Consider the following 18,494-nt stretch of genomic DNA (forward strand, 5'->3'; position numbering starts at 1 on the left):
TAATTATTAAAAATAAAAGAGAAAGTATATCCTTTTATGCTTTCTCTGATTTTAATGTAAAAATGGTCAGCTCTGGTTTGGATAGAAAACGAAAGGGAAGTCTGGTGGTTCCAATCCCCCTGTTGACATACAGGGTTAACTTTTGTTCAGTACCAAGTGTATATAATCCCTCCGGATATTTTTGTGCAAAAGGAGGCTTGATCAGTGCTCCTATGAAGGGCAGCTTTACCTGTCCCCCATGGCTGTGTCCGCTTAATTGCCAATCAATGGGATATTCTAAAGCATTATCAGCAAGGTCTGGTGCATGGGATAATAGTATGGTGAAATGGTGGTTTGGCACATTTTGTAATGCGGCAAGTAAGTCTGGCTGACCGAGCATCGCATCATCGATTCCGAGCAGATAAATACGGCTTCCATCCATAAGTCTGATGGGCGAGGATTGATTTAATAGGACTTCAAATTTTGCTTCCTCCATAATATTTCGATAAAGATCGGATCCATAGCCGCCATGATCATGGTTTCCGAAAATGCAAAATTTCCCAAGAGGGGCATGCAGGTTTTCTAAAATCGGAAGGAGTTGATTTATTTCTTTAAACTTATTAGGTTCGTCCATTAAATCTCCAGTAAAAAGAATGATATCCGGCTTTATCTGATTTATTCGATTAGCGAGCTTTTTAAATTGACTTAGAGTATATTGGAAACCAATGTGAGTATCACTGAATTGAATCATTTTTATTCCATCAAAGCTTTTGGGGATTAGCGAATGTTCAATCTTAATTTGCTCAATACCCAACATGGAAGGTTCAATTTTATTAGCGTAATAATAGCCTCCTGAGCTCAAGCCAAGTAAGGTAAGAAGCGAACCCGCTGTTCGTTTTAAAAAAGTTCTCCTCGTCGTTTTATTGGGCATTTTTTCAACCAACCTATACAAGTTTTTCGGGTCATAGTGAATAAGTGTATTGTCTTTAAAAATAGAAAATATTGCAAGCAAAAAGGCTCTTTTTGTTTATGTATATGCAGACAAGCAATCAAAAAAACCCCTTTAAGCAGGAATTTTATATCCTGCTCAAAGGGGGTGTTTTTTAAATATCCCTCTTTGAGACAAAAGCGTAAACAGAAAGTATAGAGGGTAACTGCCGTATGCCCCGATTAGCATCAAAGGTTTAGCGGCGTTAATCGGGAATAGCTGACAATTAGTGGGGATGGAAGTTTCCCCGGTGATTGAAATTTCAATTATCTATAACTTACAGCCCTTCTATTTAGTGCCTTCCATGAAGAAATAAACTGTTGTTTTCCTGCCTTTACTTGCTTTCTGCCGGATAACGGATCGTTTAAATAGACATAATTGGCATCATATCCGACAAGAACTACAACATGTAAATCAAGCGGTGTTTTAATATACGCCTTCCCATGATACCATCCCTCAGGCCGATCTGGCAGGCGGTAATCCCCGGTTGTCCAGATTACCACAGGATGTCCATTGGAAACATGGGATAATATACGCTCAAACGGCTGGTTAGTTAAATTTACAGCTCTCCCTGGGAGCTTTTGGTTAATCAAATCAATCATAGGTTTATCAAAAACGGCATAACCAGGCCTTCTCCCCGTCATATCCCCAACAAAACCATCCGCTGGGTTTCCCCAGCGCAATATATCTCCTTTGGGTGATTTTACAAGTGGATCAGGGTCCTTCCTTACCAATCGATAAAGTTCCATTTTATTGGTTTTTACCCCAGCATAGTTTAGCATCATAGCAAGGCTTGTTACTTCACAGCCATATTTCAACTCGGGATTTTGTTTGATTAACTTGACATTTAATAAAGCTGAATCTTTTTTTGAAGAACTATTTGTTGTCTGACTGTTTGTTTTTCTATTGCCGACATTTATTATTTGTTCATTAAGGTCTCCAATAGAATATTCCTCAATTTTTGATGGATCTTTGACATGGCTGGAATCATTATTTACGGATATCTTTTTTTCAATTTTTTTATTGACGGTGGGGCTCTCCTGCCCTTTATCAGTCTGGCTGCACCCTAAAAGCGGCAGCAATAATAGGAAAAAGCTGAGTTTTTTCAAAAATTGATCCCCCTATAAAGAGAATTGTTATTATTGTCTGTTTGTTTCTCATGCGCTATAATAGTATCCTTTTGGCAAAGAACAAGAAGTATTTGGCTTGCGTATGGTATAATGATGAATATCATTTTTTGGAGGTACTTGGATGGATGCTTTGGAAATTCTCTCTGATTTAGAAAATGTTTTTCCTTATTTCCAGCCGATTTTTAGTGCCGATGAACAGCTGGTTATTGCCTATGAAGTATTAGGAAGATATCAATCAGATGGTACAATCATTAGCCTGGGGCCTTTTTTTCAGGATGATCAAATTCCTGATGAATATAAATTCGAAGTTGATTTATTATTAGTTAATCAGGCCCTTGAAAAAGCACTGGAGCTTGATGAGGAGATAAGTATTTTTTTTAATCGTAATGCCGAGCTGCTTATGTATGGAAACGGAGAACCTTTTTTACAAACACTTTTGGATTTTGAAAAAAAAGGGGTAAACCTTAAACGGATTGTTCTAGAAATTTCTGATCGTAATTATGAAGGAGATTTAGATCAATTCGATCATCTTTTACAATACTACCGAACATATGGAATTAAAGTGGCACTTTCCAGTATGGAGAAGGGCAGTAACTTTGAACGGATTGCCGAGCTTGAACCGGATATTTTAAAAATTAATTTAGAGGCGCTGAAATCAACCGCAACCGGAGTGAACTTTAATGATGTATTATTTACGATTTCCCTTTTAGCAAGGAAAATAGGGGCCACCGTTTTATTTGAAAATATTGAAATGAGTTATCAGCTGCAGTTTGCCTGGAAAAACGGCGGCCGGTACTATCAAGGGTTTTATTTACATCCGCCAGCAGCAGAATTTGTCCCGAGGGATTTCTTACTGTACCGGCTAAAAGAAATGTTTCATGACTTTATTTCCTATGAGAAAAGAAAATTAGAGACCGTTTTTTCGACATCGGAAAAATTTCAAACAAAAGTTCATGAAATCGTTATGAAAAATAAAAAATTGGGCTATGAAGGTCTTTTCCAAGCAATTGTTAAGGAAATGGACCAAGCGGCATTCCGGATGTATATTTGCGATGAGGACGGCTTTCAGAAATCTGCCAATTATTTCAAAGATAAGGAAGGCTGGAATTTTCAGGGGGAATATAAGAATAAAAACTGGAGCTGGCGTCCGTATTTTTTAGAAAATATTATAAAAATGAGAAATGAACGGAAGGGAATCATGTCAGATTTATATAGTGACATTGAAACAGGTGAAACCATCAGGACATTTTCCTTTCCAATGAATGGAAGGGAGTATTTATTTATCGATATTTCCTATCAATACTTATATGAACATGACCAATTATTGTGAGATAATGCCTTATATTTGAAAAAAATTTGCTTGTTTTATAAATTTTGTTTGGACAAATAGGGTTCGTTATTTTATGCTTTTAATATTGACATGTAGATTAAGAAATAATTCATCAGGATAGAAACATGTCTAATGCAGAACATAAAGATAGAAAGTCGTATGTGTTTGAAAGGAGTCGAAAAGCTATGTCACAGCTTCAAGGTATAATAACAAGATTAAAACATCTTCAAGAACAATCTTTAAATGGAGAACCATCCCAGCGCTTTTTTGAAGTTAATGGGGAAAGAAAGTGTCAGGTAACCTTCCATCCAAAGACGGAAACATTTGAATTGGAAGTTTATAATGAAAAGGAAAAACCAAAACGTTATCAATTTGATAATATTGATATGATTACAATTGAAATATTTGATTTAATCCAATAGGAGCCTTAGGGTTCCTTTTTTTTGCCTTTTATGGGTTGAATATTTTCCCTAGTCCCCGATTACTATGTTAAAATAAACCATAAGAATACATTTATTGAGGGGTTTTCGACGATGATCAGTCTTCCCAGCGGGGAATTTTTAGAATTAACCATAAAAGAATTATTAATCCCATCTGAGCGGGTTGCACATGTTCAAGTGGGGAATAACCTTGAACATGCCCTTTTGGTGTTAACGAAAAGCGGATATACAGCAATCCCTGTCTTAGATCCGCATTATAAGCTTCATGGATTAATCAGTACACCCATTATCATGGATTCAATTTTAGGACTGGAGAGAATTGAATTTGAAAAGCTTGAGGAAAAACGAGTCGAAGAAGTCATGAAGATTACCATCCCAAGGGTTAAAATCTCTGCTTCAATCGAGGAATGCCTTGATTTACTTGTGAATCATCCATTTCTTTGTGTTGAAACAGATGATGGTTATTTCGAGGGAATTTTACCGAGAAGCACATTCTTAAACCAATTAAATAAAATCATGAAAATAAGTAAATCAAATGAGAAGGCTCCCAAATAGGGAGCCGTCATTTTTCATTTGAAATAGAGGTGTTTAAATGGGGGAGGCAGTTAAGAAATCTCTAAAGAGTAAAAAGCAGACAAAGAAGCATTTGGTATTGGCATCGGTTATGCTTGCCATGTTTATGGGGGCAATTGAAGCTACAATTGTGGCGACGGCGATGCCTGCAATTGTAGCCGATTTAGGCGGATTCACTTTATACAGCTGGGTGTTTTCCGCTTATTTATTAATGAATTCTGTTACGGTTTTAATTTACGGAAAATTATCTGACTTATTTGGGCGAAAGCCGATATTAAGTCTCGGAATTATTATTTTCTTAATCGGTTCTATCCTATGCGGTTTTGCAACAACCATGCACATGTTAATTATTTTTCGGCTTGTACAGGGATTCGGGGCTGGTGCAGTGGCACCAATAGCTACGACTATTGTTGGGGATATTTACACACCAGAAGAAAGGGCGAAAATCCAAGGATATCTTTCAAGTGTTTGGGGGATTTCCGCCATTACCGGGCCAGCCGTCGGCGGATTGTTGGTTCAGTATGTCAGCTGGAAATATGTATTTTGGATAAATATCCCTCTTGGAATACTTTCGTTAGTTGGCTTGTGGTTGTTTTTACATGAAAACATTCAGAAGAAGAAACATGAAATTGATTATTCTGGTGCCCTATTACTGACCATTATGATTTCTTCCATCATGCTGCTGTTGGTTGAAGGAGGAAACAGGTGGGCGTGGGGTTCCTGGCAGGCTTTAAGTCTGTCAGCTGTGGCTCTTGTCACAATATTTGGTTTTGTTTTCCAAGAACACCGTGCACGAGAACCTGTTATGCCGTTTTCAATCTGGAAAGAAAAATCTATATTTATTGCTAATATTTCTTCATTAACTACTGGTATTATGTTAATCGGTATATCCAGCTTCCTGCCTGCGTTTGTTCAAGGAGTTATGGAGAAGACTCCAATTGTTGCTGGATTTACTCTTACAACTATGTCTATTGGCTGGCCAATCGCTTCAACCCTCTCTGGCAGGCTGCTTTTAACGATTGGTTATAGAAAAACCTCTATTATCGGAGGGGTGTTTCTCATATTAGGTAGTGTTCTTTTTGTAACTATGACAGCTGCTTCAGGTCCAATTTGGGCAGCAATTGGTTCTTTTTTAGTCGGAGTAGGTATGGGGTTAACCTCAACCGCATTTATTGTATCTATCCAGAGTACTGTCAGCTGGGACCAGCGTGGCATTGCAACTGCTGCCAATATGTTTATGAGGAATCTTGGAAACACGATAGGAGCAGCATTATTAGGGGGCATTTTAAACAATCGGATGATGGATTATTTTCATCAAAAAAATGCAGCTCTTACGGTAGATGATGCTAATAGACTTTTAAAAGCGGAGGACCGTATTCAACTTTCAGATACTGTCCGTACAATATTACAAGACGGCTTAACCATTTCTTTGCATTCCGTTTATTATGTAGTGCTTGCTTTTGCCATTATCAGTATGCTGTTTATACTATTTATACCGAAAAAGAACGAGAGCTCTGTATGATGAATACAGGGCTTTTTTGAAAGGAGTAGTTGTATTTGTCCTCATTATCAGAATTTCAACTATTAGCTGTTCTGGCTCAAGAAATGAACATGAGAAAAGCATCTGAGCGATTATTTGTCTCCCAGCCTGCATTATCACAGCGGCTTCAAACAATTGAAAAAGAATGGGGAGCAAAGCTATTTATCAGATCGCAAAAAGGGCTGTCACTTACTCCAGCCGGAGAGTTGGTTATCGATTTCGTCAATGATGTACTTAAAAAGGAAGAGAAGGTCCGTGAGGCCATTTATTCACTTCAATCCGATGTTTCCGGCACCTTAAGAATTGCGGTAGCCTCTATCGTAGGTCAGAACTGGCTCCCAGAAGTTTTAAAGAAGTTTGTTGATAAGTATCCACAAGTGAAAATATCACTAATGACGGGCTGGAGCAGTGAGATTTTAAAGTGTTTATATGAAGATCAAGTTCATATCGGCATTATTAGAGGGACTCCGGATTGGAAAGGGCATAAGATCCATCTTTTTAAAGATCCGCTCTATTTAGTTGATAGAGAAATCAACAAACCTGAACAAGTATTAAATACAGATCGTCCGTTTATCCAGTTTAAAAGTGATTCGAATTATTATCAGGTTATTCAAGATTGGTGGATGAGAAATTTTAAAACCTCGCCGAAAAGGACGGTTGTTGTTGATCAAATCGAAACATGCAAGCAAATGGCTTTCAATGGAATTGGATATGCCATTTTACCTGCCATAACGTTAACCAAAGCTGGGCAAAGTATTTTTAAGATTCCTTTATTAGATGAAAATAATGAACCGGTTGCAAGGGACACATGGCTATTAGGATATGAGTCTTCTTTCCAGCTAAAACAGGTACAAGCATTTGTTGACCTTGTGAAGGAACATATATCGGATTCGAAAGACCAATAAGGTAATTTTTCTTGTGTTCGCTTCTTTTGTTTGTTAAAGTAATTTTTAGAAAGAATAGGGGGACAGTATGATGGATGCACATGAAATTATTTCTTTTATCCAAAATAGTAAAAAATCTACACCAGTAAAAGTTTATGTAAAGGGTGATTTAGAAGGAATTGACTTTGGCAGCAATTCTAAATCCTTTATAAATGGAACTACTGGAGTTGTCTTTGGAGAATGGTCAGAAATTGAAGCTTCTTTGGAAACAAATAAAGGGAAAATTGAAGACTATGTCGTAGAAAGCGACCGCCGTAATTCAGCAATCCCATTATTGGATACAAAGCATATTAATGCAAGAATTGAACCAGGGGTTACCATCCGTGATCAAGTGGAAATTGGGGATAATGCAGTTATTATGATGGGTGCAGTGATTAACATCGGGGCAGTCATTGGTGAGAAAACAATGATTGATATGGGTGTTGTGCTGGGCGGCAGAGCAACTGTCGGTAAGAATTGTCATATCGGAGCTGGAACGGTTTTAGCCGGTGTAATTGAACCGCCATCCGCAAAACCAGTAATTGTTGAAGATGACGTGGTAATTGGTGCAAATGCTGTAGTATTAGAAGGTGTTACCATTGGTAAAGGCGCCGTAGTGGCTGCTGGTGCTGTTGTAACCCAAGATGTTGAACCAAACACAGTAGTGGCTGGAATGCCAGCAAGAAAAATTAAGGATATTGACGATAAAACAAAATCCAAAACTGAAATTATGCAGGAACTTCGTCAAATCTAAAAAGATTAACAGCCTTGTTCAGTCTTAGGTTTAGTTAACCGAAATTAAAGTCATGCAATACTAAAACTGTTCAAAAGCGTGGAGCTATTCCACGCTTCTTTTTGAAGGAGTGAAAACATGAACCCTTTTGTAAAAATCCGCCGCGATCTTCACCAAATACCGGAACTTGGATTTCAAGAATTTAAAACACAGAAGTATTTATTGAATTACATAGATTCTTTACCTCAGGATCGTTTATCATTAAAAAAGTGGAAGACGGGAATATTTGTAAAAATCCATGGTTTAAATCCTGAAAAAACCATCGGATACAGAACAGATATTGACGGGCTGCCGATTCCGGAAGAAACAGGTTTACCGTTTTCATCCACACATGAAGCTCAGATGCATGCTTGCGGCCATGACTTTCACATGAGCATCGCATTAGGAATACTTACATATTTTACCCTTCATCCTGTAGACGATGATCTATTATTTATTTTTCAGCCCGCAGAAGAAGGTCCTGGTGGTGCGGAACCAATGTTGAAATCACAGGAAATGCGGGAATGGATGCCGGATATGATTTTTGCCCTCCATATCGCTCCAGAGTATCCAGTTGGGACGATAGCTGTTAAAGAAGGATTATTATTTGCTAACACATCTGAGTTATTTATTGATCTAAAAGGCAAAGGAGGACACGCAGCATTACCTCATCAAACCAACGATATGGTGATTGCAGCTTGTGCACTTGTCTCGCAATTACAAACAATTATATCAAGAAATGTGAATCCATTAGATAGTGCCGTGATTACGATTGGGAAAATCACCGGAGGAACTGTCCAGAATATAATCGCTGAAAATGCAAGGCTGGAAGGAACCATTCGGACGTTAACACCAGAATCCATGGCTAAAGTGAAACATCGGATTGAAGCGATTATAAAAGGAATCGAAACGGGCTTTGAATGTGAAACGAAAATTGATTATGGTTCAATGTACTATCAAGTATATAACCATCATGAGTTAACAAAGGAGTTTATGGATTTTGTCAGGGGAAATCCAGATGTTACGTTATTTGAATGTAAGGAAGCCATGACAGGTGAAGACTTTGGCTACATGTTGAAAGAAATCCCTGGGTTTATGTTCTGGCTGGGTGTTGATACACCATTTGGTCTGCATCATGCAAAATTAAACCCGAATGAGGAAGCAATAGAAACCGCTATTCGGATTATGACGAAATATATAACATTTAAAGGAAACCGAAGATTCTAGTCATAGTATCTGGTTGTTCAGTGCAGCCAGCCAACGAGAATTAATAAAAGCTGTTCGTTTCTAAAACGGACAGCTTTTTTTGGATGGTAAGCCCAAATAGGGATAATTTTTTAATTAGCTTTTTCCTATATTAACTCTTAAAAAAATGCTAAAATGATTCATTATGATACTGAAATTGTTGGGGGAGTTTTGGTGAAAAAAAGTTTTGCTGTTATCGGTCTAGGCCGTTTTGGAGGAAGTATTTGTCGTACATTAACAGACGAAGGAATGGAAGTATTAGCAATTGATGTTAATGAAGACCGCGTAAATGAATTTTCTATGATTGCTTCCCATGCCGTTGTCGGTGATACTACCGATGAAGCGGTATTAAAGAGCTTGGGAATCCGCAATTTCGATCATGTTATTGTAGCAATTGGGGACGATATACAGTCAAGCATCTTAACCACGTTAATTCTAAAAGAGCTGGGGGTAGCCCGTGTTACCGCCAAGGCACAAAATGATTATCATGAAAAGGTATTGAGAAAAATAGGCGCTGATCATGTCGTACATCCTGAAAGAGATATGGGAAGAAGAATCGCCCATAATATGACGTCCAGCAATGTTGTAGACTATCTTGAGCTTTCTGATGAACATAGTATTGTAGAAATCGTTGCAAATGAAAAGCTTGGAGGCCATACAATTATCGATATGGATATTCGTAAGAAATACGGCTTGAATATTGTTGCCATTAAAAGAGGGGAAGACATAATTGTTTCCCCGCTAGCAACTGAATTGATTCATGTTAATGATGTATTAATTGTAATCGGAACAGATACTGATATCGATCGTTTTGAAAAGAAGGTTATGGGATAAAAAAAGAGAAGCTAAAGCGCTTCTCTTTTTTTATACTTCCATTATAATTGGCAGAATCATTGGTCTGCGCTTTGTTTTTTCATATAGGAATGGTGCTAATGTATCGGTAATTTCATTTTTAATTTCCGACCACTGGCTTGTTTTTCGTTCCATAATCTTGTTTAAATGTTTTGCAATCAGGCTTTGTGCATCGTTAATTAAATCTCCTGATTCACGCATATAAACAAACCCTCGTGAAATAATGTCTGGACCGGAGGCAATTTTAAATTCCTTCATATTAATGCTGACAACTACCACGACAAGTCCTTCTTCTGAAAGAATTCTTCTGTCTCTTAAGACAATATTTCCAATATCTCCGACACCGCTTCCGTCAATATAGATAGAACCTGAAGGGACTTTTCCAGCAATTTGTGCAGTAGAATCTGAGAGTGCTAATACTTCACCATTATCCATAATGAAACAATTTTCCTCTTTTACACCACAGTCAACCGCAAGTTTTGCATGCATTATTTGCATCCGGTATTCTCCGTGAATCGGCATAAAGAACTTTGGCTTTATTAAACGGAGCATTAGTTTTTGCTCTTCCTGTCCGCCATGACCAGAAGTATGGATATTACTTAATTTACCGTGGATGACTTCTGCTCCTGCACGATATAACATATTAATAGTTCTGCTGACACTAATTGTATTTCCGGGAATAGGAGATGAAGAAAATACTACAGTGTCTCCGGGTATAATCTGTATTTGACGATGGGTTCCATTCGCAATTCTAGATAAAGCCGCCATTGGCTCGCCTTGACTCCCAGTACAAAGAATGGTCACTTTTTCAACTGGAAGACGATTAAGTTGTCCAGCATCGACAAAAGTTTCTTTTGGTGCCCTTATATAGCCGAGATCAAGACCGATATTAATTGCTGCTTCCATACTTCGTCCAAATACTGCAATTTTCCGCCCGTTTGTAACAGCTGCTTCAGTTACCTGCTGCAAACGGTGGATATTAGAGGCAAATGTAGCAAAAATAATCCGTCCATTCACTTTACGGAAAATATCTTGAATACTTTCTCCAACACGACGCTCAGACATCGTAAAATCCGGTATCTCACTATTAGTGCTATCAGATAATAAGCACAGCACTCCGTCCTTTCCGATTTCCGCCATTTTTGTTAAGTTTGCTGGCTCACCAACAGGAGTGAAATCAAATTTGAAGTCTCCTGTATGAACAATTTGTCCTGGAGGAGTTTTCACAACTATACCATAGGAATCTGGAATACTGTGGGTTGTTCGGAAGAACGTAACAGATGTTTTGCGGAACTTAATTACATCGTCTTCTTTAATTTCAATTAATTTAGCATTTCGCAGCAAACCATGCTCTTCTAGTTTATTTTTAATGAGTCCTAAAGCAAGCTTGCCTCCATAAATAGGAATATTAACCTGCCTTAATAGATAAGGGATACCGCCAATATGGTCCTCATGACCGTGAGTCACAAAGAGGCCTTTAATTTTATCCTCGTTTTTAACTAAATAAGTATAGTCAGGAATAACATAATCAATACCTAATAATTCGTCCTCTGGGAATTTAATTCCGGCATCAATTAAAATAATTTCATCCTGGAACTGTACTCCGTATGTGTTTTTGCCAATCTCGCCCAAACCTCCGAGGGCAAAAACGGCAGCTTGATCATTTTTTACAAATTTCATAAATTATCAAATCTCCAATACTTTAAAGTCTTCATTTTGCTGTTCATATTCCAAATAAGCTCCTTTTATTTCTTGAATATATTCAATGTTATATCCGCGATCCGCAATTTTTGAATAAACATCTCGAACTGATTCAGCTTTTAAGTAAAATGTTTTGGTATTCTCTCTAACCGGTACTTCCACTTTGCTCTCTTGATAATATACTTTAAAAATCATTGCAATCTCGCTCCTTATATAATCATAACTTTTTCTATTATATAAAACATTTGTATCTTTTTCATTTATTTTCTTTGGAATTATTATGACTATGGAAAAAACTATGTAAAAAAAACATCACTGGTTAAACTTTACAATAACGAAGGAGCCCTTCGCAACTTTGAAGGGCTCAAAAAGTTTTTAAGTAAAAGTTAAAAAATAAAATTAAACTTTAAGAATTTTCCAGTTTCAGTACTTAGGCTTCAGTGGTCTGAAGTCAACATTGGTATTTTGCTTGCACGGGATACTTGATAAACAGCTGCTGAGAGAATTTGCTTCACAGTGAACATGCCGTGCTTGGTCCAAAGGCGCCTTCGCATTTTTCGATTAAGCAATTGATTTTTTTCGTAATAAATCTTTCCACTGTCTTAAGAGCTTTTTCCTTAGCTTCTTTAACATAGTGGTTTCATCTCCTTAATTTTATTTTAAACTTTCCTTGTCCAAAGTGAAAGGTCTGCAATGACAAAATAATGAAATTCTTTTAGATGTGCTCTAAATCGCCGATCATATCTTGTTTTACTATTATTATATGATGAAAATATTTATTCTTTCATGGTTAATCATGGAATCAGAAAAGCTATAAATTGACTTTTCATTTATTATCGTATAGGGTTTTAAAGAGATTATGCAGGGAACTGTTTTTGACAGGGGAGAAAGTAAATGAAGAAAATTGTGTTTTTTGATATAGATGGGACATTACTGGATCATCAAAAAAATCTTCCTGCCAGTACAAAAAAAGCAATCGAATTGTTAAAGAAAAACGGCGTATTTGTCGCTATTGCTACTGGCAGAGCGCCATTTATGTTTGAAGGATTACGCAAAGAACTTGATATTGATTCTTTTGTTAGTTTTAATGGTCAATTTGTTGTTTTTGAGAATGAGGTAATTTATAGAAATGAATTATCTAGACAGGAATTAGAACGTTTTTTAAGGGAAACCGAGCAGAATCGGCATCCTTTGATATTTATGAATGAAAGCACTATGAAGAGCAGTGTGAAGCATCACCCTTTTATAGAGGAGAGTATGGCTGACTTAGGATTCTCTCATCCAGAGGAAGATGTTAATTTTTATAAAAAACATACTATTTATCAATCCTTACTCTTTTGCAAAGAAAATGAGGAGCAGCAATATATAAATAATTTTGAACGTTTTCAATTTATTCGCTGGCATCCGTTAAGTTGTGATGTTTTACCAAAGGGCGGTTCTAAAGCTGAAGGGATCAAGAAAATGATTGATCGCTTGGGATTTGAATTAAAAGACGTATATGCATTTGGAGACGGCTTAAATGACATTGATATGCTGAAGGCTGTTGGAACTGGTGTGGCAATGGGGAATGGAGTCTCTAAAGCAAAAGAAGCGGCGGATTATATTACAGCTGATGTCTCTGACAATGGTGTCTGGCATGGGTTAAAAGAGTTGAAACTTATATAAATAGAAAACCCGGTTCAGATTGAGCCGGGTTTTTAGCTGGTGATTTCAATGGCATCTTCAATTGGTTTAAAAGGATTCTTTTTATCAATATGGTCATAAAACATGATTCCATTTAAATGGTCAATTTCATGCTGGAAACAGATAGCAGGAAGGCCTCTTAAGCGGATTTTTACCTCTTCACCGTCCACATTGAAGCCTTTTACTGTCACTCTAGCATACCTTGGAACATAGCCAGGGATTGCTTCATCTACCGAAAGACAGCCTTCTCCAGATTTTAAATAGCTCTTTTCCACTGAATGGCTAATAATTTTAGGGTTGAAAAGGGCATAGCTATAAAGTTCACCCTTATCACCTGTTACATGAACAGCAATCATTCGTTTTGATACATTGATTTGCGGCGCAGCAAGACCAATCCCTGGACGCAAACCGTATTTTTTTGCGATTTCACTATCTTGGCTATTAATCACGAATTCCAAAAGACTGGTTAATATTTGCTTATCTTCTTCAGACGGCGGCAAAAGGACTTCTTCAGCCGTTTTTCGAAGTGTAGGATGGCCATCTCTAATGATATCCTCCATCGTTAACATATACGTTCACTCCTGTAATTCAAATAAAGTAATATGCAAATAGTCTACCAGACAATTTCCTAAATGTTAATAAAAGCGTCTGAATCGTCCGGTTTGAATTGTAAAACAAGACATGAATCGTTATAGTATAGAGTGGTAAGGAGGGGGCTGATTTCTAATGAAAAGGAAAGGATATTTTTTTACAATAATTGCAGCGATGTGTGTAATATTTTCGGGATGTTCTCAAAAAAATAACGCGGTTGAGGATATCTATCAGGTATTAGAAAAAACGGTTGCAAAAGAAAAGGTATTTGAGGAGCAGCAGGAACCGCTTGTCAGGTTAGAGAAGAAAGAAAAAGAAATGTATGATCAGATTATCCATTTGGGCATGAAACAATATGATCAAATTGTTAAGCTGTCTGATCAAGCCCTTTCTTCAGTAGAAAAAAGAAAAGATTTAATGGAAAAAGAAACAGAAAGTATAAAGGAATCTGAAAGTGAATTTCGAAAAATCGGAGAGCTTAAAGAAAAATTAGAGGATCCTGATTTAAAAAAAATCACAGAAGAATTATCCGATATTATGATGAAAAGATACAGAGCGCACGAAGAGTTATACAAAGAATATTCAGTTGCTCTTGAAAATGACAAAAAATTATATGAAATGTTTAAAAACAAAAATCTTCCATTGTCAGCTCTGGAGGAACAAGTAAAAAAAATAAATGTTATGTATAAACGGATTTCTACGGCAAATGAAAATTTTAATCAATTGACCGAACAGTATAATGCAAAGAAGGCAGCTTTTTATAAAAAAGCAGATTTAACGACAAAAAAATAATGATTTCAGAAAATCGGCTTATCGACAGTCGATTTTTTTCTATATTATAACAGTGCTTAAAAATGTGCGATTTTGTATAACAGCCTATTAAAAAGTAATAACACAGAGGAATTTAAAATATAAAATTTAATAAGTTTATCGTGATGAAAAATTATTAGGTTAAGTATTTGACGCATTTAATTGAATGATGTAAACTCAATATGAATTCGATAATTGTATTAATTTTTATCAGATAAAAATTGATACAGTTTTATCTGTTATAGGATAGTGATTTTTGGGTTTTAAGTTATCTTTTCTGTGAAAAGCTAATGAGTAATGATACCTAAATTCACTGTAAAAATGTGTAGAATCCTCCAGAAATATTGTTTATACTTTTCAATCTTTTTTGGGGCATTCTAACAAAGGTGGATTTTATTTTAACTTGAGTCTAAATAGAAGGGAAGTTGTGACCAAAATGGCTTCAAAAACGCAAAGCGCCAAGAAAGATGCAAAAAAGGTATTAGACGTTGTTGAAGAACAATTTCAAACTTTGCAAATTCTTAATGAGGATGGAGAAATTGTTAACGAAGCAGCAATGCCGGATTTATCAGATGAACAGCTTCAAGAACTGATGCACCGGATGGTATATACCCGAATCCTTGACCAAAGATCTATTTCCTTAAACCGCCAAGGAAGACTTGGCTTTTACGCTCCTACAGCCGGGCAGGAAGCATCACAGCTTGCAAGTCAATTTGCGCTAGAAAAAGAAGATTTTATTTTACCAGGATATCGTGATGTTCCACAGATTGTTTGGCATGGACTGCCTTTATACCAAGCATTCCTTTTCTCACGCGGTCACTTCCAAGGAAATCAAACTCCTGAAGGTGTAAATGTTATATCACCGCAAATTATAATTGGGGCACAATATGTTCAAACAGCTGGTGTTGCTTTAGGTATTAAAAAGAATGGAACAAAGGCTGTTGCCATTACATATACCGGGGACGGCGGTACTTCGCAAGGGGACTTCTATGAAGGCATTAACTTTGCAGGTGCATTTAAAGCTCCAGCTATTTTCATTGTTCAAAATAACCGTTTTGCGATTTCAACTCCTGTTGCAAAACAATCTGCAGCAAAGTCATTAGCTCAAAAAGCTGTAGCGGCAGGTATTCCGGGAATCCAGGTTGATGGTATGGACCCATTAGCAGTTTATGTTGCAACAAAAGAAGCGCGTGAACGTGCAATTAATGGAGAAGGCCCTACTTTAATTGAAACATTAACATACCGTTATGGTCCACATACTATGTCAGGCGATGATCCTACGCGTTATCGTACAGCAGAACTTGATAATGAATGGGAAAAGAAAGATCCGCTTGTAAGATTCCGTAAGTTCCTTGAAAAGAAAGGTCTATGGAATGAAGAAAAAGAAAATCAAGTAATTGAACAGGCAAAAGAAGAAATTAAAGAGGCAATTAAAAAAGCGGATGCGGCTCCTAAACAAAAGGTTACCGATTTAATTTCTAATATGTTTGAAGAAATGCCTTACACTCTTAAAGAACAATATGAAATTTATCAAGCAAAGGAGTCGAAGTAAGTCATGGCTCAAATGACAATGATTCAAGCAATTACTGATGCACTGCGTACCGAACTGAAAAAAGATCCAAAAACTTTAGTTTTTGGAGAAGATGTTGGTGTTAACGGTGGTGTTTTCCGGGCAACTGAAGGACTTCAAAATGAATTTGGCGAAGACCGTGTATTTGATACACCACTAGCAGAATCGGGTATTGGCGGTCTATCTATCGGTCTTGCATTACAAGGATTCCGTCCAATTCCGGAGATTCAATTCTTTGGGTTCGTGTTTGAAGTAATGGACTCAATTGCTGGACAAATGTCACGTATGCGTTACCGTTCTGGCGGTCGTTATCATATGCCAATCACTGTTCGCTCGCCATTTGGCGGTGGTGTTCATACGCCTGAACTTCACTCAGATAGCTTGGAAGGTTTAATGGCACAAACACCTGGATTAAAAGTGGTTGTTCCGTCAACACCATACGATGCAAAAGGTTTACTGCTTTCATCAATTCGTGATAATGATCCTGTTATTTTCCTTGAGCATTTAAAATTGTATCGTGCATTCCGTGAGGAAGTTCCTGAGGAAGAATATACAATTCCACTAGGAAAAGCTGACGTAAAACGTGAAGGAACTGATTTATCAATCTTCACATATGGGGCAATGGTTCATGAATCACTTAAAGCGGCTGATGAACTTCAAAAAGAAGGATATTCAGTTGAAGTTGTCGACCTAAGAACAATTAGTCCTTTAGATATTGAAACAATCATTGCATCTGTAGAGAAAACTGGACGTGCCATTGTAGTGCAGGAAGCGCAAAAACAAGCTGGTATTGCTGCAAATGTCATTTCTGAAATTAATGAACGTGCAATTCTAAGTCTTGACGCACCGGTATTACGTGTTGCTGCAGCAGATACGGTATATCCATTCTCTCAAGCAGAATCAGTGTGGCTTCCAAATTACAAAGATGTAATGGAAACGGCTAAAAAAGTTTTAACATTCTAATAGATAAGGGAAATAGACATGTGTTCTGTTTCCCTATTACTTCTAAAAAAACTGCCTCAAAAACAATTATTAGGAGGATGAGTCCCAGTGTCATTTCAATTTAAAATGCCTGACATCGGTGAAGGTCTGCATGAGGGCGAAATTGTCAAATGGTTTATTAAACCAGGCGATAAAGTAAACGAAGATGATGTACTTTGTGAAATACAAAATGATAAATCCGTTGTAGAAATTCCTTCCCCTGTTGAAGGAACAGTAATCGATGTATTAGTGGAAGAGGGGACAGTTGCAACTGTTGGACAAGTCCTTGTAACCTTTGATGCACCAGGATACGAGGATTTACAATTTAAAGGCGATCACGGTGAAGAAGAAGCTAAGCCGGAAGAAAAGGCAGCTCCACAAGCAGCTCCTGAGGTTAAAGCTGAACCTGCAGCACAAGCAGCTCCACAACCAGCTGTTACTGCAGCACCGCAAGCAGAAGTCGATCCTAATCGTCGAATTATTGCAATGCCATCTGTTAGAAAGTATGCTCGTGAAAAAGGCGTTGATATTCATTTAGTAGCTGGATCTGGAGATAACGGCCGAATCATGAAAGGCGATATCGATGCATTCTTAAATGGCGGAGCACAAGCTGCGCAAGAAGCAAAAGCCGAAACAGCAGAAACTGCTGTAAGCAAAGTTGAAGCTGCTATTCCGCAAGGTCAATATCCTGAAACACGTGAAAAACTCAGCGGAATTCGTAAGGCGATTGCAAAAGCTATGGTTAACTCTAAACATACAGCGCCTCACGTTACTTTGATGGATGAAGTGGATGTAACAAAACTTGTTGCTCATCGTAAAAAATTCAAGGAAGTGGCAGCAGGAAAAGGTATCAAATTAACTTACCTTCCTTATGTTGTTAAAGCTTTAACGAGTGCATTACGTGAATATCCAGTTTTAAATACATCAATTGATGATGCGGCAGGAGAAATTGTTCATAAGCATTACTTCAACATTGGTATTGCTGCAGATACAGATAAAGGCTTATTAGTTCCTGTTGTTAAAGATGCTGATCGTAAATCTGTATTCACTATTTCACAAGAAATTAATGAATTGGCAGATAAAGCACGCAGCGGCAAATTAGCTCCAGATGAAATGAAAGGCGGATCTTGCACAATCAGTAATATTGGTTCTGCCGGCGGTCAATGGTTTACTCCGGTTATTAATCATCCTGAAGTGGCCATTCTTGGTATCGGCCGTATTGCTGAAAAGCCTGTTGTTAAAAATGGAGAAATTGTAGCAGCACCCGTATTAGCAGTATCTTTAAGCTTTGACCACCGAATGATTGATGGTGCAACAGCTCAAAATGCCTTAAATCATATTAAGAGATTATTAAACGACCCAGAACTATTGTTAATGGAGGCGTAA

The 18,494-nt window shown here is 37.3% G+C and carries 18 protein-coding genes; 13 read left to right on the forward strand and 5 right to left on the reverse strand.

Going from position 1 to position 18,494, the window contains the following annotated elements; all coding sequences use genetic code 11:
• Positions 1–34: 34 nt before the first annotated feature.
• Complete coding sequence (locus M3183_RS11620; protein WP_251469725.1) at positions 35–910, reverse strand: metallophosphoesterase; 876 nt, start codon at positions 908–910, stop codon at positions 35–37.
• Between the two features lie 323 nt (positions 911–1,233).
• Positions 1,234–2,076, reverse strand: coding sequence for a C39 family peptidase (locus M3183_RS11625; RefSeq protein WP_251469726.1), 843 nt, complete (start codon positions 2,074–2,076; stop codon positions 1,234–1,236).
• A 142-nt stretch (positions 2,077–2,218) separates the two neighbouring features.
• Here M3183_RS11625 and M3183_RS11630 point away from each other — a divergent pair, with 142 nt between their 5' ends.
• From M3183_RS11630 to M3183_RS11665, 8 genes are all read left to right on the forward strand, one after another.
• The gene (locus M3183_RS11630; RefSeq protein ID WP_251469728.1) at positions 2,219–3,427 is read left to right on the forward strand and encodes an EAL domain-containing protein; all 1,209 of its coding nucleotides are present in this window, start codon (positions 2,219–2,221) and stop codon (positions 3,425–3,427) included.
• 185 nt (positions 3,428–3,612) lie between these two features.
• Positions 3,613–3,849 (forward strand): YkuJ family protein, encoded by a 237-nt coding sequence (locus M3183_RS11635; protein WP_251469730.1) that lies wholly within the window; start codon positions 3,613–3,615, stop codon positions 3,847–3,849.
• 111 nt (positions 3,850–3,960) lie between these two features.
• Positions 3,961–4,422 (forward strand): cyclic-di-AMP-binding protein CbpB, encoded by a 462-nt coding sequence (cbpB, locus tag M3183_RS11640; protein WP_251469731.1) that lies wholly within the window; start codon positions 3,961–3,963, stop codon positions 4,420–4,422.
• 37 nt (positions 4,423–4,459) lie between these two features.
• Positions 4,460–5,962, forward strand: a complete 1,503-nt coding sequence (locus M3183_RS11645) for an MDR family MFS transporter (protein ID WP_251469732.1) — start codon at positions 4,460–4,462, stop codon at positions 5,960–5,962.
• 35 nt (positions 5,963–5,997) lie between these two features.
• Positions 5,998–6,885, forward strand: coding sequence for a LysR family transcriptional regulator (locus tag M3183_RS11650; protein WP_285879460.1), 888 nt, complete (start codon positions 5,998–6,000; stop codon positions 6,883–6,885).
• A gap of 67 nt (positions 6,886–6,952) precedes the next feature.
• Positions 6,953–7,657 (forward strand): 2,3,4,5-tetrahydropyridine-2,6-dicarboxylate N-acetyltransferase, encoded by a 705-nt coding sequence (dapD, locus tag M3183_RS11655; protein WP_251469733.1) that lies wholly within the window; start codon positions 6,953–6,955, stop codon positions 7,655–7,657.
• Positions 7,658–7,774: 117 nt separating this feature from the next.
• Positions 7,775–8,902, forward strand: coding sequence for an N-acetyldiaminopimelate deacetylase (locus M3183_RS11660; protein ID WP_251469734.1), 1,128 nt, complete (start codon positions 7,775–7,777; stop codon positions 8,900–8,902).
• Between the two features lie 189 nt (positions 8,903–9,091).
• Entirely contained in the window at positions 9,092–9,754 is a 663-nt protein-coding gene (locus tag M3183_RS11665; RefSeq protein WP_285879463.1) for a potassium channel family protein, read from the forward strand.
• A gap of 30 nt (positions 9,755–9,784) precedes the next feature.
• Here the strand turns inward: M3183_RS11665 and rnjA are convergent, their stop codons facing one another.
• Positions 9,785–11,452: a ribonuclease J1 gene (rnjA, locus tag M3183_RS11670; protein WP_251469738.1), complete on the reverse strand. Its 1,668-nt coding sequence runs from the start codon at positions 11,450–11,452 to the stop codon at positions 9,785–9,787.
• 6 nt (positions 11,453–11,458) lie between these two features.
• Positions 11,459–11,668 carry a DNA-dependent RNA polymerase subunit epsilon gene (locus M3183_RS11675; RefSeq protein WP_251469741.1) on the reverse strand — a complete coding sequence of 70 codons (210 nt, stop codon included), beginning with the start codon at positions 11,666–11,668 and terminating at the stop codon, positions 11,459–11,461.
• Between the two features lie 699 nt (positions 11,669–12,367).
• Here M3183_RS11675 and M3183_RS11680 point away from each other — a divergent pair.
• Positions 12,368–13,138 (forward strand): Cof-type HAD-IIB family hydrolase, encoded by a 771-nt coding sequence (locus M3183_RS11680; RefSeq protein WP_251469744.1) that lies wholly within the window; start codon positions 12,368–12,370, stop codon positions 13,136–13,138.
• Positions 13,139–13,170: 32 nt separating this feature from the next.
• Here M3183_RS11680 and def read toward each other — a convergent pair whose 3' ends face one another.
• Entirely contained in the window at positions 13,171–13,725 is a 555-nt protein-coding gene (def, locus tag M3183_RS11685; protein ID WP_251469746.1) for a peptide deformylase, read from the reverse strand.
• Positions 13,726–13,882: 157 nt separating this feature from the next.
• Here def and M3183_RS11690 point away from each other — a divergent pair, with 157 nt between their 5' ends.
• From M3183_RS11690 to M3183_RS11705, 4 genes are all read left to right on the forward strand, one after another.
• Positions 13,883–14,539 carry a YkyA family protein gene (locus tag M3183_RS11690; RefSeq protein ID WP_251469748.1) on the forward strand — a complete coding sequence of 219 codons (657 nt, stop codon included), beginning with the start codon at positions 13,883–13,885 and terminating at the stop codon, positions 14,537–14,539.
• Between the two features lie 454 nt (positions 14,540–14,993).
• The gene (gene pdhA, locus M3183_RS11695) at positions 14,994–16,109 is read left to right on the forward strand and encodes a pyruvate dehydrogenase (acetyl-transferring) E1 component subunit alpha (protein ID WP_251469750.1); all 1,116 of its coding nucleotides are present in this window, start codon (positions 14,994–14,996) and stop codon (positions 16,107–16,109) included.
• Between the two features lie 3 nt (positions 16,110–16,112).
• Entirely contained in the window at positions 16,113–17,090 is a 978-nt protein-coding gene (locus tag M3183_RS11700) for an alpha-ketoacid dehydrogenase subunit beta (protein ID WP_251469751.1), read from the forward strand.
• A gap of 87 nt (positions 17,091–17,177) precedes the next feature.
• Positions 17,178–18,494, forward strand: a complete 1,317-nt coding sequence (locus M3183_RS11705; RefSeq protein WP_251469753.1) for a dihydrolipoamide acetyltransferase family protein — start codon at positions 17,178–17,180, stop codon at positions 18,492–18,494.

It is taken from the genome of Neobacillus mesonae, from assembly GCF_023715155.1.
In the GTDB taxonomy this organism is placed as follows: domain Bacteria; phylum Bacillota; class Bacilli; order Bacillales; family Cytobacillaceae; genus Neobacillus; species Neobacillus mesonae_A.

Excerpts from the sequence above, each read along its gene's own strand:
- def (WP_251469746.1), bottom strand. The coding sequence starts at position 13,725 with ATGTTAACGATGGAGGATATCATTAGAGATGGCCATCCTACACTTCGA.
- M3183_RS11680 (WP_251469744.1), top strand. The coding sequence starts at position 12,368 with ATGAAGAAAATTGTGTTTTTTGATATAGATGGGACATTACTGGATCAT.
- M3183_RS11660 (WP_251469734.1), top strand. The coding sequence starts at position 7,775 with ATGAACCCTTTTGTAAAAATCCGCCGCGATCTTCACCAAATACCGGAA.
- M3183_RS11700 (WP_251469751.1), top strand. The coding sequence starts at position 16,113 with ATGGCTCAAATGACAATGATTCAAGCAATTACTGATGCACTGCGTACC.
- M3183_RS11690 (WP_251469748.1), top strand. The coding sequence starts at position 13,883 with ATGAAAAGGAAAGGATATTTTTTTACAATAATTGCAGCGATGTGTGTA.
- cbpB (WP_251469731.1), top strand. The coding sequence starts at position 3,961 with ATGATCAGTCTTCCCAGCGGGGAATTTTTAGAATTAACCATAAAAGAA.
- M3183_RS11675 (WP_251469741.1), bottom strand. The coding sequence starts at position 11,668 with ATGATTTTTAAAGTATATTATCAAGAGAGCAAAGTGGAAGTACCGGTT.
- M3183_RS11620 (WP_251469725.1), bottom strand. The coding sequence starts at position 910 with ATGCCCAATAAAACGACGAGGAGAACTTTTTTAAAACGAACAGCGGGT.
- M3183_RS11635 (WP_251469730.1), top strand. The coding sequence starts at position 3,613 with ATGTCACAGCTTCAAGGTATAATAACAAGATTAAAACATCTTCAAGAA.
- rnjA (WP_251469738.1), bottom strand. The coding sequence starts at position 11,452 with ATGAAATTTGTAAAAAATGATCAAGCTGCCGTTTTTGCCCTCGGAGGT.
- M3183_RS11630 (WP_251469728.1), top strand. The coding sequence starts at position 2,219 with ATGGATGCTTTGGAAATTCTCTCTGATTTAGAAAATGTTTTTCCTTAT.
- pdhA (WP_251469750.1), top strand. The coding sequence starts at position 14,994 with ATGGCTTCAAAAACGCAAAGCGCCAAGAAAGATGCAAAAAAGGTATTA.
- M3183_RS11645 (WP_251469732.1), top strand. The coding sequence starts at position 4,460 with ATGGGGGAGGCAGTTAAGAAATCTCTAAAGAGTAAAAAGCAGACAAAG.
- dapD (WP_251469733.1), top strand. The coding sequence starts at position 6,953 with ATGATGGATGCACATGAAATTATTTCTTTTATCCAAAATAGTAAAAAA.